The 12928-nt window shown below is 63.1% G+C and carries 20 protein-coding genes; 10 read left to right on the forward strand and 10 right to left on the reverse strand.

All coding sequences use genetic code 11. From position 1 onward, the window contains the following. Window positions 1–8 precede the first annotated feature (8 nt). The 3 genes from FJV43_RS03470 (at window position 9) to FJV43_RS03480 (ending at window position 2110) form a co-directional block, all read left to right on the forward strand. Complete coding sequence (locus FJV43_RS03470) at window positions 9–620, forward strand: PilZ domain-containing protein (RefSeq protein WP_024340745.1); 612 nt, start codon at window positions 9–11, stop codon at window positions 618–620. Between the two features lie 330 nt (window positions 621–950). Continuing rightward, window positions 951–1577, forward strand: coding sequence for a transglutaminase-like cysteine peptidase (locus FJV43_RS03475; protein WP_239624641.1), 627 nt, complete (start codon window positions 951–953; stop codon window positions 1575–1577). A 392-nt stretch (window positions 1578–1969) separates the two neighbouring features. After that, window positions 1970–2110 carry a hypothetical protein gene (locus FJV43_RS03480; protein ID WP_239624643.1) on the forward strand — a complete coding sequence of 47 codons (141 nt, stop codon included), beginning with the start codon at window positions 1970–1972 and terminating at the stop codon, window positions 2108–2110. Between the two features lie 181 nt (window positions 2111–2291). Here the strand turns inward: FJV43_RS03480 and FJV43_RS03485 are convergent, their stop codons facing one another. After that, complete coding sequence (locus FJV43_RS03485) at window positions 2292–3848, reverse strand: porin (RefSeq protein WP_239624644.1); 1557 nt, start codon at window positions 3846–3848, stop codon at window positions 2292–2294. Window positions 3849–4299: 451 nt separating this feature from the next. On the opposite strand from FJV43_RS03485, the gene FJV43_RS03490 reads away from it, so the two are divergent. From FJV43_RS03490 to FJV43_RS03525, 7 genes are all read left to right on the forward strand, one after another. Beyond that, window positions 4300–5175: a recombinase family protein gene (locus FJV43_RS03490; protein ID WP_239624646.1), complete on the forward strand. Its 876-nt coding sequence runs from the start codon at window positions 4300–4302 to the stop codon at window positions 5173–5175. A gap of 164 nt (window positions 5176–5339) precedes the next feature. Continuing rightward, entirely contained in the window at window positions 5340–5501 is a 162-nt protein-coding gene (locus FJV43_RS03495; protein WP_239624647.1) for a hypothetical protein, read from the forward strand. Window positions 5502–5577: 76 nt separating this feature from the next. Continuing rightward, window positions 5578–6009, forward strand: a complete 432-nt coding sequence (locus tag FJV43_RS03500) for a hypothetical protein (protein WP_239624649.1) — start codon at window positions 5578–5580, stop codon at window positions 6007–6009. Continuing rightward, on the forward strand, window positions 6006–6272 hold the full coding sequence (locus tag FJV43_RS03505) for a hypothetical protein (protein WP_239624651.1): 267 nt from the start codon (window positions 6006–6008) through the stop codon (window positions 6270–6272). The genes FJV43_RS03500 and FJV43_RS03505 overlap by 4 nt, the downstream gene beginning before the upstream one ends. A 929-nt stretch (window positions 6273–7201) precedes the next feature. Further along, window positions 7202–7564 (forward strand): hypothetical protein, encoded by a 363-nt coding sequence (locus tag FJV43_RS03515; RefSeq protein WP_239624654.1) that lies wholly within the window; start codon window positions 7202–7204, stop codon window positions 7562–7564. Next, a complete protein-coding gene (locus FJV43_RS03520; RefSeq protein ID WP_239624655.1) occupies window positions 7561–7926 on the forward strand; it encodes a hypothetical protein in 366 nt (121 codons plus the stop codon). The genes FJV43_RS03515 and FJV43_RS03520 overlap by 4 nt, the downstream gene beginning before the upstream one ends. 246 nt (window positions 7927–8172) lie before the next feature. Then, window positions 8173–8775 (forward strand): RNA ligase family protein, encoded by a 603-nt coding sequence (locus tag FJV43_RS03525; protein ID WP_239624657.1) that lies wholly within the window; start codon window positions 8173–8175, stop codon window positions 8773–8775. An 88-nt stretch (window positions 8776–8863) separates the two neighbouring features. Here FJV43_RS03525 and FJV43_RS03530 read toward each other — a convergent pair whose 3' ends face one another. The 9 genes from FJV43_RS03530 to FJV43_RS03570 form a co-directional block, all read right to left on the reverse strand. Beyond that, entirely contained in the window at window positions 8864–9124 is a 261-nt protein-coding gene (locus tag FJV43_RS03530; protein WP_239624659.1) for a hypothetical protein, read from the reverse strand. A 55-nt stretch (window positions 9125–9179) separates the two neighbouring features. Next, window positions 9180–9422, reverse strand: a complete 243-nt coding sequence (locus tag FJV43_RS03535; RefSeq protein WP_239624661.1) for a hypothetical protein — start codon at window positions 9420–9422, stop codon at window positions 9180–9182. Next, window positions 9419–9598 (reverse strand): hypothetical protein, encoded by a 180-nt coding sequence (locus tag FJV43_RS03540; RefSeq protein WP_239624662.1) that lies wholly within the window; start codon window positions 9596–9598, stop codon window positions 9419–9421. Before FJV43_RS03540 ends, FJV43_RS03535 begins: the two co-directional genes overlap by 4 nt. A gap of 13 nt (window positions 9599–9611) precedes the next feature. Beyond that, entirely contained in the window at window positions 9612–9830 is a 219-nt protein-coding gene (locus FJV43_RS03545) for a hypothetical protein (RefSeq protein WP_239624664.1), read from the reverse strand. Further along, complete coding sequence (locus FJV43_RS03550) at window positions 9827–10348, reverse strand: hypothetical protein (protein WP_239624666.1); 522 nt, start codon at window positions 10346–10348, stop codon at window positions 9827–9829. The genes FJV43_RS03545 and FJV43_RS03550 overlap by 4 nt, the downstream gene beginning before the upstream one ends. Window positions 10349–10419: 71 nt before the next feature. Continuing rightward, window positions 10420–10686: a hypothetical protein gene (locus FJV43_RS03555; RefSeq protein ID WP_239624667.1), complete on the reverse strand. Its 267-nt coding sequence runs from the start codon at window positions 10684–10686 to the stop codon at window positions 10420–10422. 59 nt (window positions 10687–10745) lie between these two features. Further along, window positions 10746–11183: a hypothetical protein gene (locus FJV43_RS03560; protein WP_239624669.1), complete on the reverse strand. Its 438-nt coding sequence runs from the start codon at window positions 11181–11183 to the stop codon at window positions 10746–10748. Beyond that, window positions 11180–11449: a hypothetical protein gene (locus FJV43_RS03565; RefSeq protein ID WP_239624670.1), complete on the reverse strand. Its 270-nt coding sequence runs from the start codon at window positions 11447–11449 to the stop codon at window positions 11180–11182. Before FJV43_RS03565 ends, FJV43_RS03560 begins: the two co-directional genes overlap by 4 nt. Continuing rightward, on the reverse strand, window positions 11446–12834 hold the full coding sequence (locus tag FJV43_RS03570) for a hypothetical protein (RefSeq protein ID WP_239624672.1): 1389 nt from the start codon (window positions 12832–12834) through the stop codon (window positions 11446–11448). Before FJV43_RS03570 ends, FJV43_RS03565 begins: the two co-directional genes overlap by 4 nt. Window positions 12835–12928 lie beyond the last annotated feature (94 nt).

A 12928-nucleotide genomic window follows, 5' to 3' on the forward strand; every position in this document is an offset into this window, starting at 1 on the left:
TGTTGAAAATGGCGTTGGCGAACAAAAAATTTCTTCCGGCCGCCGAGGAGCGCAGGCGCTTCCAGCGGGTGAAGGTGCACCTGCTCGGCCGTTACATGCTGCCGGACCGACGGGAATTCCCCTGCCAGGTGATCAACATGTCGCCGGGCGGCCTCGCTTTGCTCGCGCCCGGCATCGGCAATGTCGGCGACCGCGTCGTCGCCTATCTCGACCATATCGGCCGCGTCGAGGGCAAGATCACCCGCATCATCGACAACGGCTTCGCCATGACGATCGGTGCGACACCGAGGAAGCGCGACAAGCTGGCGGCCCAGCTGACCTGGCTCGCCAATCGCGACATCCTCAATCTGCCGGAGGACCGCCGCCACGACCGTATCGTGCCACGCAACCCCATCGCAGTGCTGACGCTCGAGGACGGCACCAAGATGACGTGCCGCATCATCGACCTCTCGCTGTCGGGCGCCGCGATCGCCGCGGAGAACCGCCCGCCGCTGAAATCGACGGTTCTGCTCGGCCGGGTCCAGGGCCGCGTGGTCCGAAATCTCGAAGACGGCTTCGCGCTGGAGTTCCTGCACGAGCAGCCGATCGAGACACTCGAAGAGAGCGTTACCGCGCGGTAAAGCGCGCGGACGCGAAAACCTCATTATTTCCAAGCTGGAAGGCGGCCTCCGGGATACGGACGCCGCCTTTTTCACGTCGCGCGGCCGCCGCCTTGCGGTTAACGCGTCGGTCGCGGAGCGGCGCGCACGCCGGTTCTGCCAGCGTTTCCAAGTTAATCGGTAAAATTTGAATCGATTGCAGTCATATCGAATTTTATTCGAATTCGATTCAAGTATAGATCGAATTCGCCGCGCCTTTTACTTGCATTCGTCTCGACTTGACTTGACTGACTTAGCGGCAACTCAAAAGCTCCGTGCGAAATGTGGTCCCAACAAGAAACGGGGACCGCAATGTTTGACTTCAGGGGACAGGGGAAGAGGCTGGCGCTGGTCGCCATGCTCTTCGGGATCAGCGCGGCGGCGCAGGCCGGCGAAAGCCGTCTGCTCTACGCGAGCCTCGGCGACACCACGCGTGCGCCGATCGGCTGGGTCGAGTTCTGCGCGGACAACGCCGCCCAATGCCAGGGCGCACCGGTGCAGCCGCGCGACATCGTGATGTCGCAGGCCGCATGGCGCGACCTCGTCAAGGTCAATCGCTGGGTCAACGAGACCGTCAAGCCTTTGACCGACCAGGAGCACTGGGGCGTGATCGAGAAGTGGTCGCTGCCATCAGACGGCTACGGCGACTGTGAAGACTACGTGCTGTTGAAGCGCAAGATGCTGATCGACGCCGGATGGCCGCGCCAGGCCCTGCTGATCACCGTCGTGCGCGACAAGAAGGGCGAAGGCCACGCGGTGCTGACGGTGAAGACCGACAAGGGCGAGTTCGTTCTCGACAATCAGAACGAGAACGTCGTTGCCTGGACGGAGACCGGCTACCGCTTCGTCAAGCGCCAGTCGCAGAGCGATCCCAACGTCTGGGTCTCGCTCGGCGATACCAAGCCGGCGGTCTCCACCGCCAGCGCGAAAGATCAGTAGGAACGAGACAACGAGTTACGCGGCCCGGTCACATCCCCACCCCTCCCCGTCCCAGACCGGTTCGCGCGCGGCCAGCCATCCCCCAATGGCTGGGCGCAACTTCGCCGGCCCCGCGAAAATCGCCAAATTCCTTTGGAATCAAAACGATCTAGCGGGGCCGGTGAAGGCATTTCGAGACGCCTTGACACGGAACATTCCCCAAACGTGACACACCGACACGGGGAAAAACGGGGGAATTTGTTCACTGGCCGTTCCGGTGCGATAAGCGGGTACTGTCCGTATTTAACCCCTAGTGTCCTAAGTTGAATCCGGAGGTGTCCTAATTCGCAACCGGGAACCGAACCGTTGATGTGCATCAATCGTTGTCGACCACAACAGGCTGCGATTGATGCATGGGCAAGGAAACCCAGAACGAACCAAAGGACCCGAACGCCAACGAGGACAAGGCGACGGAGGACCTTAAGAAGGTTGTCCGAGAGGACATCGAGGAGCAGCGCGCCCTTATCGAAAAGCGACGCCGCAAGTTGCAGTAAGGCCGCCTCAGTTGGCGGCCTCTTTCATTGCTTGATAGATCCGCGATGCCTTCGCCCGAATGCTTCGCCCTGACCGTGACCTTGTGATCCATAAATGCAAGAGCCCTCGGCGGTCTCCCGTCGAGGGCTCTGGAGAACTCTCGGCAGTCTCCCACCGAGAGCTCTAAAGCTTAGGTCGTTGTTACCAGTTGCGCTGAGCGCGGAGGAGCAGGGTGAACGAGTCCTGGTCCTTGAGCTCATACGACGCGGTCGGCTTGGCGACATTAGCAGCCGGTGTAACCAGCCCGGTCACGCCTGCGTACTTCTGATCCAGTCGGGTCCAGTTGAAGTCGGCCGAGAACGTCAGGTTCTTGACCGGAGTCCAGCGGGTGATCAAACCGACCTGGCCGATGTTGAAGTCAGGGTTACACGAGGTAACGCCCGGCGTTAACAAGACGCCGGCGAAGCCGCCACCGCCGCAGAGGAAGTTCTTGGCAAGCGATCCGAAGGACGCATGCGCATAAGCACCGTAGAGCGCGGTGTTCCAGTACGGATCCCAGTTATGGGTGTACGCACCACGGAAGCCCCAGGTCTTGACGGTTTCCTGCGAGCTGAAGCCCGTCGCTGCAGAGCCGACAAACACGGTGTCCGGCGCATTGGCGAAGCCGATGCTCTGGTAGGCGACGTTCGAGCCGCCGTACATGGAGTATGAGCTACCCGCGAGGTTCTGGAAGTTGTAGCGGGTCGCACCGTCGGTGTAGACGCCCGAAATGTTGATCGTGTCACCCGCGCCGGTCGGGATGTTCTTGATCGACAGAGCGAGCTGAACCGCCCAACCCCACTTGTCGTCGGGGTGGCCAGTGGTTTCGTCTGCGCCGTAGTAAGCGACGTGGTTGTCGTGCGCCGCGACCGACGCCTGGAACAGACCCCAAGCCTGATCAACGCGGACCATAGCAACCAGGTTCGGCGAACGCGAGCCGCCGATGGCGTTGGAGCCGTACGAACCACCGAGCACGCCGGCCGCTGTGATACCGGCAAGGTTGAGATTGCCAGCCTGATAGTAAGCCGTCGCATCTTCCGCCGAGAACGACGCCGTAATGCCCTGACCGAAGTCAGCGGTGTAGGTGAACTGGTTGACACCAGTGACCGTGCCGCTGCCGCCGACGAGGCTGTCGATGTTGTTGCCGGGATAGTTGGTCCAGGGCGCGTCGAACTGCGACACGGCCTTACCCATCGTGAAGCCGGCGAACTGGATGAAGGCGTAGTACACGCCGAGCGAGCCGCCCGAAGTGCCGCCATCGGTCGGGTTGATGGTGGTGGTACCAGCCGACGTGAAGGTGCCGGCGGTCGCGCCCGTGGGCGAGCCGGTTCCGACGTAGCCAGCGGTGGTCCAGGAGAACGTCGCATCGAAGAAGGTGCGGACGACGCCGTATTCAGTCGCGGTGCGCGTGTCGATGTTGAGATCCTGACGAGCGCGCATCGTGTAGTAGTTGCTCAGGCGATTGTGAGCGCCGGCGGGTGCGCCGTTCTGAATGCCGTAGATGCTGTTCGTGTTCAGACCGACTTCAGCGCGCAGATAACCACCCAGCTTGATGCAGGTGTCAGTGCCCGGGATGTAGTAGAACCCGGCTCCGTACAGGGAGCAGATCTTCACGTATTCGACCGCCTTGGCCTTCACGGGGAGATCGGCTGCCTGCGCTCCGCCCACGGCGATCAGACCCGCCGCTGAGCCGAGCAAAAGGCTCTTAACCAACTTCATGTTAAACCTCCAAGTTGCTCTTCAGGGAAGGTCACTGACCGGACGGCCAATTCCCAAACCCCCTCTAAATCACCGCTCCGAGTCCCTTCGCGCCTTCGGACACACCCGCATGAACGCGAGGGACTTAAGCGAAAGACCTAAACGGGACGACCTCGGGATGCCCCCCTCCGTCGCTCAGCCAACATGATCGATGCCCCATGCACACACAACAAGAGAACGCGCCAAAACGGGCCTATGAAACGCGTTTTCCGTCCGGTGTTGCACAAAAATCACGCAACCTCCAAACACGAAAAGCGACGCAACTAGCAGAAAAGATTAGTAGTTTTGGCCTCACAGCCCTGTGATCAGTTTTTGAAATGGAGTGGAACTCTCGACGGTGACATCAGGGCCGAACGCCGTCGAACCGAGAAGACACTATGCTCGGGGAAGCGAATCGAGAGCGACGGCCAGAATGCCCAAACAGAGCAAGAAGAAGATCTCAGCAGCTCCGAGCTGGCTTGGCCTCACTGACGACCGCTTGTCGTTTGTGTTCTTGCCGGACCGGGCCGAGACAGTGAAAAAGATCTTCGAGCTCGCGATCGGAGGAATGGGAAGCTACGCCATCGCTAATTATCTCGACGAGCAAAGGGTGCCGACCTTCACCCAGTCACTACAGTGGGACCACACCACCATCGACTACATGCTCAGGAACCGCGCCACCTACGGTGAGTATCAGCCGAAATCATTTGCGGCAGGTCATAAGAAGGGAATCCCGAGCGGCGCTCCCATCTCCGACTATTACCCAGCCGTCATAGACAAGGCGACTTTTGACGCTGCGCAGGCTGCGCGTCAGCAGAATCTCGCGCGTCGCGGCCGCAAAGGAAATAACCTTGCCAGCATCTTCGGTGGTCTGTGCACGTGCGCCTACTGCGGCAGCGAGGTCATATTTCATAGCATTTCGAATGTGCAGGTTCTCGTCTGCGAGCGCGTGCTGAATGGCGCTTGCAGCCGTTCGGCCTGGACATACAAAGACTTCGAGATCACGGTTCTCGCCTTTATGGCTCACCCGGTATTGCTCGACAAAGTGAATGAGGGGCAAAGAAGTGACCTGCTAGGTCTCGTCGTGGAAATCGAGGGCCTCTCGGCAGACCAAGCCCGACGCTACGTCAGAAGAGTGAACATCTCCGTCCTGCTCAAGAAGATTGTCGCAAGCATAATCGTTCACAGTGCCGGACGCCTCACACTGCCTCGACATTCTTCTGCTCAAATTCGCAAGGACATGGGCGGGAGATTTCTCGAGATACAGTTACGGCAGGGACCATCCTACCGCTGTATCTCGATAGGATAGATTCACTCGGGAGATGCTGGGAGTTTTCTAGGGAGCGCCGGTGGGTCACATGCCCTTGCGCGACGCATGGCGTCCAAGCCGCCAACGATGGTAGCAACCGACCTAGACCGGGCTTAATCTCGCTCCTGCCTCGGCGCAGGGCGAGGTTTTTGGAGCCGGGGATCATGTCCGCATTTGAGCTTATCTCATCGATCCCGACGGACACATCACCCGGCGGGTTTGACCTCGATTTACAGGATGAACGGCTACCCGCCAAAAAGCAGAACAGCCTTGTAGACAAGCATGCTGGAGCTCTGGGATGGCGCGACAAAGATCGTCCGGTTTGAGCCAATCAGCAGGCACTAGCGGGTTCAACAAACCCTGTTTGTTTCTCTCTGCGTTCACGTGCAATAAAGGGGCGCCATGCCCGCTCTCACCCGCCGCCCCGATACGTATGAGCGCCACAGTTGGCACGTCTATTTCGGCGACATCCGCATCGGCCAGATCGGTAAGCGCTCCGGCGTCCCAAACAACGTCGATCAATGGGGTTGGACCCTTGGCTTTCACCCGGGAACCTCGAGCCTGCAGGCCGGCAGCGCGACCTCCCTCGAGGAGGCTCGGGCACAGTTCGAGACCGCCTGGGCCAGGCTCGCGCCGACGCTGACCGAGGAGCAGTTCGAGATCTGGCGGCGGGACCGCGACTTTACCGCGTGGAAATATCGCATGTGGGACACGGGTTGCCAGCTGCCGACCCAAAGCCGCAACGGCCAAGCGCGCTGCTTCTGCGGTGAGGCCATCAGCAATGCGGACGTCGAGGCGCACATCCAGCGCGCTCACCGAGGAATCGGCGCATGAAGCACGTCGAGGCCCGCCCCTATGCCGACCCGGAAGCGGCCGCGCGCCAGCTCGTCCAGATCGCGGCCAGCATCGAGCCGGTCCAGGACGGCCGCATCCACATCGAGAAGATCAACGCGCCCTTTCTGTTCACGCTAAAGGGCCGCGGTACCGAGTTCATTGCCGGCCTGCATTACGCCGTCGAGAAGGGTTGGCTCGAGCTGCACGAAAGCGGCACCTTGGTGCGGCTGCTGCAGCCCGGTAACGACCTGCTCGGCCACTGATAGGAACCGAGGAACCGCTAGTTGATTGCCATTCGCCGGCTCGCCGCGAGCCGGCGGAGCGGCCCCGGCCCACATCTGTCGCCTCCCGAGCCGGGGCCGTCTCCTCTGCATGGGAGCCCGATCGCCATCCATCCCCACAACCACCCATGTCGAGACTGGTCAGTGGTGTAGCGCGTCTGACCTCGCCCTCAATCATCCCGCAGCAAATGCGGCCGGCGAGGCGCCGACGTCCGGCCGGATTTTCGGCCAGCCCTATGTGAATCTGCTCACGCCGGGTGAGGCGCGAATAGGCTCACCGTCCGTCATGAACTACGGGTGCTCTTCCTTGCGCGCCAAAATCCAATGAGTGCGCGCCATTCGAAGACCACAACCACGACAGCGATGGTGACGACGCCCAGAGTGGACATGAGCAAGATCATTGCCAGCATCGAATCACCCCGCGCGAGCGCGGTTCCTAAGTACCAAAGTGCGCGAAGGTTCCTAGGGCTATTTCGGAGGCCGCAGGCCGGGCGACGTGATCCAGTCGGACAAATGGGCGCCCGTTTCGGCAATTCGAGCCCGCTTAAGCATAGCTTCCCGCTCTGCGCCTGCAGGCAACTGACTGGCTTGGTCCTTAAGTCGAGCGGCCTGCTCGGCCATCCGCTCTTCAAGCGAGCGCGTCTGCTTGCTTCGATATCGGCGCTGGGTCATCGCAAACCTCTTGGAGTCATCGATAGCGACGAGGCTTCAACGAGGATGCCGCAATTTCAGTTCCGGGAAGGAAACCAGGACCTTTAACTTAGCAGGGCATAGAAATCTGGAACCAGGGAGCGGGGAGCAGCTTGAGTGATTCGCCGGCTCGCCGCCGAGCTGGCGGAGCGGCCCCGGCCTACCCTCAAACGCCCCCCTAGCCGGGGCCGGCTCTCCGCCTGTTGTACCGGAGTAAGCGTATGCGTTCCTCACCCTCGATCGTGCCGGCCGACCGCCTCGATCGCGACATCTACCTGGTGCTCGAGGATTTCGGCGCCCGCGCAGGCTGCGCCTGGCGAGAGACCGACGAAGCCGACACAGATCTCGAAACCGTGCTGCAAGGCCTGCTCTCTGGCCATTACGCCTACCCGCTCCGCATCGTGTGCTTCAATCCGGGCGAAGGATGGTCGCGTGATGCCACTTCCGACGTGGCCGACGCGCTGGCCCAGCGCGCTGTGGACACAGATGTGGAAGTTTCGTCCCCATTGCAGGACTTCGTTGCTGCCAACGCCACAAGGCGGTTTGATAGGCAGCTCGCATTGCCGCTGCAGGGTGCCGCATGATGTTTCGCGAAGGAAAGCCGCTTGGCTGGTCGCCTGAAAACGAGCGCGACCACTTCATACGGTGCCCGACTTGCGGCGAGATGCTAGACATGCGCGATCTCGGCCAGATCCTCGACCACTTGCACGGGAAGCAGATCGAGGAGGAACCACCGGGTGCATTGATCATGGCTTGCAAGACTTGCGATGACGTCGGCTGGGTTTGCGAGGCGCATCCGGACTTGCCGTGGGACGGTCCTCGCTCCTGCCCCTGCGGTGCGGCCGGCGCACCATGCCCCCACTGCAACGTTCCAGACGCTGGCGAGGCGCCTCGCATGCCGCCAGGCTTCATTGTCGAGGTGGACGAGGAGACCAAGCTGCACTGAATGCAGCCAGTTCCTTTCTCGGAACAGCCATTGAACGTACGACGACATACTCCTGAAACAAACCGATGTTCTCATTGCACTATCCGGGCGCGATGTTTGTATCCTTAGGTATTTTCATTCCCGGGGCTGGCCTTGTGAAACCTAATCCTTTGAACCGCCGAAAGACTCATGGAGAGGGCCGCTCGCAAGGGGGCCCTTTCTTCTTTTCCGATTCGCTTTTCTGACCGCTGCACCTATATCGGCTGCATGCTTCCTGCGCTTGAATTCTGCCTGCCGACGGCCGCCAAAACCGTTCCCATCGGCCCCGACTGGATCCACGAAATCAAGTATGACGGCTATCGCTTGCGCGTCGAGCGCAAGGGCAAGACCGTCCGGCTATTCACACGCAACGGCCACGACTGGACCTCCCGCTTCCCGTGGATCGTCGAGGCCGCGCTGAAGAACCGCGAGCAGCAGTTCGTCATCGATGGCGAGGCCGTGGTGCTCGGCGTCGACGGCGTCTCCGACTTCAACGCCCTGCACTCGCGCCGGCACGACGAGGAGGTGCAGCTCTACGCCTTCGACATCCTCGCGCTCGGCGGCGAGGATCTGCGGGCCCTTCCGCTGACGATGCGCAAGACCAATCTGGCGCGGCTGCTGCGCGGGCGGCCGGAGGGCGTGTTCGTCGCGCCGTTCGAAGCCGGCGAGATCGGGCCCGACCTGTTCCGAGCGGCGGTCCGGATGGGCCTCGAGGGCCTGGTCTCCAAGCGGCGCGATCGGCGCTACGACGCCGGACGCTCGAAAGACTGGATCAAGATCAAGAACCGGACGCACCCGGCGATGACGCGGGTCGCCGACGCGTTCAAATAAAAAGCCCGGCGCGAGGGGCACCCCGCGCCGGGCTGAAGTCTTTGGAGGTATCACATCGAAGGCGAGGAGCGTCGAGGCCCCTCACCCTTCAGGAACTGACTGCCTCCGCCGCGGCCTTGTCCTTCGGGACCGGATGGAAGTCGACGTAGTAGTATTCGCCGATCACGAGCTGCTCGGCGGCTTTCGGATTGTCGATCACGTACTCGGCATTGCCCGTGGGCGTCGCCTTCTGGAACGACGCATCTTCCTTGGCGAGCTTCTCGTCATAGGCACAGCTGAAGAAGGCCTTGATCCCTCCCCAGTTCTGGCGAAACACGTTGTCGAGACGCATCTTACATCGGATGGCCATGGCCTGATCCTTTCTCGGCTGGATTGCCGGATATCGTCCGGCGGCGAACGCAGGGTTACGCGTCACCACGCTCATCGAGCAACCACGCCTCGACATGCGGCACGATGTCGGAAACTTCCGGGGCGCTCTCGCCCGGAGACCATTGCAGCTTGCCGCGATCGCCGGCATCCCAATCCCGCGCGATCTCGTCAGCGATGTCGTCGGCGTCACCGCAGAAGATTCCGGAGACGAGAAAGGCGCCTTGTCCGCGCGCGGCGTCGAGATAGCCGAACACGCGCTTGCGGATCGACGTGGTCACGTCATCGACCCGTCGCGCGCGAACGCCGCGCCCGCGAAGGCCAGCAGGATCCCGACTGCCACCAGCAGCGAGGCCAGCGTCGATTGCGGTCCGGTACGTGCGCGCCGCGCCATCACGAGGCCGAGCGCCGTAATCAGGGCGGCGAGCACGAACAGAACGATTGCTGCTATCGACATGGATCCCCCACTTTCAAACCGGGCCGAGCACGGCGATGCCGGCGACGACGAGACACATCAGGACCGGCGCCGCGATCAACAACGTCATCACCAGCGCGCGCCATCCGAACCACTCGATCGCCACCAGCACGAACGCGAGCGCAGCGATGACGATCACGGCCAGCAGCACGTTGTGCAGCTCGCCTCGCATCGATGCCGCGTCGACCAGGATGCGTTGCCCCGGACCGTTCACAGCGCCCTGCCCGCAAGCCTTGATGCGCTCTGCGACGCGCGCGGATTGACGATCACGTAACCGGCGATCGAGCGGGCATGCAGCCGCGTGGCATGACCGCCGGAGTTGGCGTCATAGGCCAGCCAGGTCGCACCGCCGAGATGGGACTCGAGCACGAACACATGATGCCGCCTCACCGCGACCGTGCCCGGCGCCGGGGCCGCGCGTGGAAACTTGAACCAGGCCGCCGCCAGCCACAGCGACCGGACCGGGCTGCCGAACAGCCGGACCGCCGCGCCGCAGCCGCAGAACGCACGCCGCGGGCAGCCGGCGGGATGCGGCAGGATCTGCGCCGGCCGGGCTGCCATGCGCGCGCCGGGCCGCGCCGGCCGGGCCGGTGCAGCGACCGAAGCGACCTCGCACGGAAAAATGACGTTGCAGCCGGCATCAAGCGTTGCGGCGCGCACATGGCGCGGGCGAGCGTCGGCCTGAGAGACGAACAGGGCGCAGCAAAGCGCCGCCAGAATGAGGCGAAGCATGTGGTCAATCCGTTGATGTCAGGGCTCTCTAGGGTTGGCCGCCGTCGGCCGCTGTCGCGGTGTTCACGGCCTCAATATTCCCGGTTGATTCCAGGATCTGACGGCGATCGGTTGCGGACGAAGCCATCACCGTGCCTGAGCTCGCGAATGTCCTTCTCGGCTGTTAGCAGACGGGTGTCGAGCACGCGGATGTCGCCGCGCATGTCGGCGATCTTGCCGATGGCCTCGACCAGCTTACGGATCTCGGCCTGGATACCGTCGACGCCGGTTTCCAGCTTGGTAATACGGTTGGAAAGCTTCCAGCCGCCACCAAAGATCTTGTCGACGAAGTTCAACATGAGAGCTCCCGCGGCGATGAGGATGGCCCAGCTACCAGCGTCCATTGCGTCTTAACCTTTCAATCGTCGTCGCGCGGAGACAGCAGCCGGTCGATCGCGCTGCGCGGCGGCCGCGGCGCCGGCGCAGGCGGAGGCACGACCACCGGCGCCGGCTCGATCGGCGGCGCAGCTGCTGGCCATTCCTTCGCCGGCATCACGCGATCGCGGATCCGCGCGACGATGCCGCGGCGCTTCGCCGGTTTTGCGACTGCCGGCCGCGGCGCCGGCGCCGCGTCGATCGAGGCCGGCCGCGGCTGCGGACGCTTCCAGCGGCAGCCGCCGACGCCGCCTTCGACCTGGCTGTCGATCCAGTCCTGGTCATACTGCCGCTTGCCGCGCACCTCGTATTGCGGCGCCTCGAAGATCTTGCACTCGCCGCCGGCAATCGAGGCCGGCCCGCCGTGGCCGCACGCCGCCAGCAGAAGGCCGAGCAGCACGATCGGGATCATCCTGATCATGAGCACCTCCCCTCGCTCTGGATCCAGTGTCCGCCGCGGTCGCGGCATTCGCGCCAGGTCTTGCGCAGCTCGGTCGCGGCGCCGATCGCCCGCTTATCCTCGGCCGCAATGTCAGCGAGCGCGCGAACGTAGCCGGAGCGGTAAACCTTGTGATGCCAGACGCCATATGCGGTCACGACCGCCAGCAGCAGCCCGCCGGCGACGAGAAGCTTTGTCACCAGGCCTGAGGCCCGAAGCAGGGCCATTGCGCCCCTGAGATAGATCATTGCCGTTCTCCGGTTTGCACGGCGAGCGTCGAGGTCTTGATCGCGCGCCAGGAATTGTAGGCGATAAAGGCGAGCCCGCCGGCCCCGAGCAGCCACCAGATCTCGACCGGCAACGCCGTCACATGTCCCCATATCGTCGACACCAGGCCCGGGTGATCGTCGACGATGTCGCGATGATCGGTGAAGAAGTCCCATGCGTCCGAGATGGTGCTGCTCACCCACTGGACGACAGCCGTCGCGGCGGCCACGATCGAGCCCCACAGCGCCGTGAGGAAGTTGCGCTTGGCCGGCACCACCTCTGGCGCGAGCTGCGTCACCACCTTCGGGTCCGCCGCGGCGCGTGCTTCGCTGACCGGCCGGTACCAGTTCTCGGCCTCGGCCTCGGTCAGTTCATCGCGCACCTGATCGGCAATGCCATGGAACGTCTCGACCGACGTCGGCAGCGGCAGCGCCAGGCCGCGGTCATTCATGAAGCCGCTGAGCGCGCCGGAGGTGCCGCTGCCCCAGCGGCCGTCGAGCACGCCGGGCGAGTAGCGGCGCGCCTTGAGACGCTTCTGCACGTCATAGAGCACAGGATCGCCGCGCACGTCAGGATCGAGCGGCTGCACATTCGGCGGTGCAGACGCCGGATCGTCCTGCGTCTCGACCGCGACCGCGTCCTGCTCGGCCGCCGGATCCATGGCGACGAAAGACGCGACCGGCGCCGCCGAATAATCCGCCAGCGCCTGCTTGGCCTTGGCGAGGTACTTGCGGCATTCGGCAAGGCCGTTCCTGCCGCCATTGATGATCCACCGGACCTCGACAACGTCGTCGCGATCGGCGGCCGCGTTGCAGCGGCCATCCTGCGCCCATTCGAGATAGGCGGCCATGAACGCCGAATCCGGCTGGTGAAGTAGCTCCGGATGCTCGACCAGGGGCAGTCCGGTCTTCTTCGCCATCTTCGCGTAGTTGCTCTTGCCCGTGGCCTGCATCATGCCGCCGCCGCGGTAGAGCCAGCCGTCATTCGGCCCGGTGTTGTTGAACTCCCGCATCTTGGTCGGATTGCCGACGCCATAGACCCGGTTGAACAGCACGGGACCACGTTGTGCGACCGGCAGCGCCGCGATGCGCTTCGCCTCCGTCGCGGTCACCGCCGCGCTGTGCTCGCCGACGCCGAAGATCTCCATGATCCGCGCGGCCCGATAGGCCCCGCTCTCCTCGAGGATCTGAAGGCCACCGGTCTCGGTCATGATCTGCGCCAGGAAATGCGCCGCGCGCAGGCGCGTCGTCAGCCCGGCCTTGGCGACTGCATTGGGCCAGCCACGCACGATCGCCGCGACCAAGTCGGACCGCGCGCCGGCGCCGGCGATCGCCTTCAGTTGCGCAGCCGTGATCGATTGCGGCATGGGAAATCCTTTCTGAGGGATGGCCGAAGAAGAGCGAGCAGCGCGCTATTCCGTATTGCCCGGGTAGGTTGCGGCAGCTAAAAGTCGAGCGCCG

This window comes from Bradyrhizobium sp. I71 (genome assembly GCF_022354745.1).
Classification (GTDB): domain Bacteria; phylum Pseudomonadota; class Alphaproteobacteria; order Rhizobiales; family Xanthobacteraceae; genus Bradyrhizobium; species Bradyrhizobium liaoningense.

What these genes read in the sequence shown, in the direction of transcription:
- FJV43_RS03495 (WP_239624647.1), top strand. Translation starts at nt 5,340, where the DNA reads ATGTCCGCATTTGAGCTTATCTCATCGATCCCGACGGACACATCACCC.
- FJV43_RS03485 (WP_239624644.1), bottom strand. Translation starts at nt 3,848, where the DNA reads ATGAAGTTGGTTAAGAGCCTTTTGCTCGGCTCAGCGGCGGGTCTGATC.
- FJV43_RS03540 (WP_239624662.1), bottom strand. Translation starts at nt 9,598, where the DNA reads ATGTCGATAGCAGCAATCGTTCTGTTCGTGCTCGCCGCCCTGATTACG.
- FJV43_RS03550 (WP_239624666.1), bottom strand. Translation starts at nt 10,348, where the DNA reads ATGCTTCGCCTCATTCTGGCGGCGCTTTGCTGCGCCCTGTTCGTCTCT.
- FJV43_RS03515 (WP_239624654.1), top strand. Translation starts at nt 7,202, where the DNA reads ATGCGTTCCTCACCCTCGATCGTGCCGGCCGACCGCCTCGATCGCGAC.
- FJV43_RS03500 (WP_239624649.1), top strand. Translation starts at nt 5,578, where the DNA reads ATGCCCGCTCTCACCCGCCGCCCCGATACGTATGAGCGCCACAGTTGG.
- FJV43_RS03490 (WP_239624646.1), top strand. Translation starts at nt 4,300, where the DNA reads ATGCCCAAACAGAGCAAGAAGAAGATCTCAGCAGCTCCGAGCTGGCTT.
- FJV43_RS03480 (WP_239624643.1), top strand. Translation starts at nt 1,970, where the DNA reads ATGGGCAAGGAAACCCAGAACGAACCAAAGGACCCGAACGCCAACGAG.
- FJV43_RS03505 (WP_239624651.1), top strand. Translation starts at nt 6,006, where the DNA reads ATGAAGCACGTCGAGGCCCGCCCCTATGCCGACCCGGAAGCGGCCGCG.
- FJV43_RS03565 (WP_239624670.1), bottom strand. Translation starts at nt 11,449, where the DNA reads ATGATCTATCTCAGGGGCGCAATGGCCCTGCTTCGGGCCTCAGGCCTG.
- FJV43_RS03475 (WP_239624641.1), top strand. Translation starts at nt 951, where the DNA reads ATGTTTGACTTCAGGGGACAGGGGAAGAGGCTGGCGCTGGTCGCCATG.
- FJV43_RS03570 (WP_239624672.1), bottom strand. Translation starts at nt 12,834, where the DNA reads ATGCCGCAATCGATCACGGCTGCGCAACTGAAGGCGATCGCCGGCGCC.
- FJV43_RS03470 (WP_024340745.1), top strand. Translation starts at nt 9, where the DNA reads ATGGCGTTGGCGAACAAAAAATTTCTTCCGGCCGCCGAGGAGCGCAGG.
- FJV43_RS03525 (WP_239624657.1), top strand. Translation starts at nt 8,173, where the DNA reads ATGCTTCCTGCGCTTGAATTCTGCCTGCCGACGGCCGCCAAAACCGTT.
- FJV43_RS03560 (WP_239624669.1), bottom strand. Translation starts at nt 11,183, where the DNA reads ATGATCAGGATGATCCCGATCGTGCTGCTCGGCCTTCTGCTGGCGGCG.
- FJV43_RS03530 (WP_239624659.1), bottom strand. Translation starts at nt 9,124, where the DNA reads ATGGCCATCCGATGTAAGATGCGTCTCGACAACGTGTTTCGCCAGAAC.
- FJV43_RS03520 (WP_239624655.1), top strand. Translation starts at nt 7,561, where the DNA reads ATGATGTTTCGCGAAGGAAAGCCGCTTGGCTGGTCGCCTGAAAACGAG.
- FJV43_RS03555 (WP_239624667.1), bottom strand. Translation starts at nt 10,686, where the DNA reads ATGTTGAACTTCGTCGACAAGATCTTTGGTGGCGGCTGGAAGCTTTCC.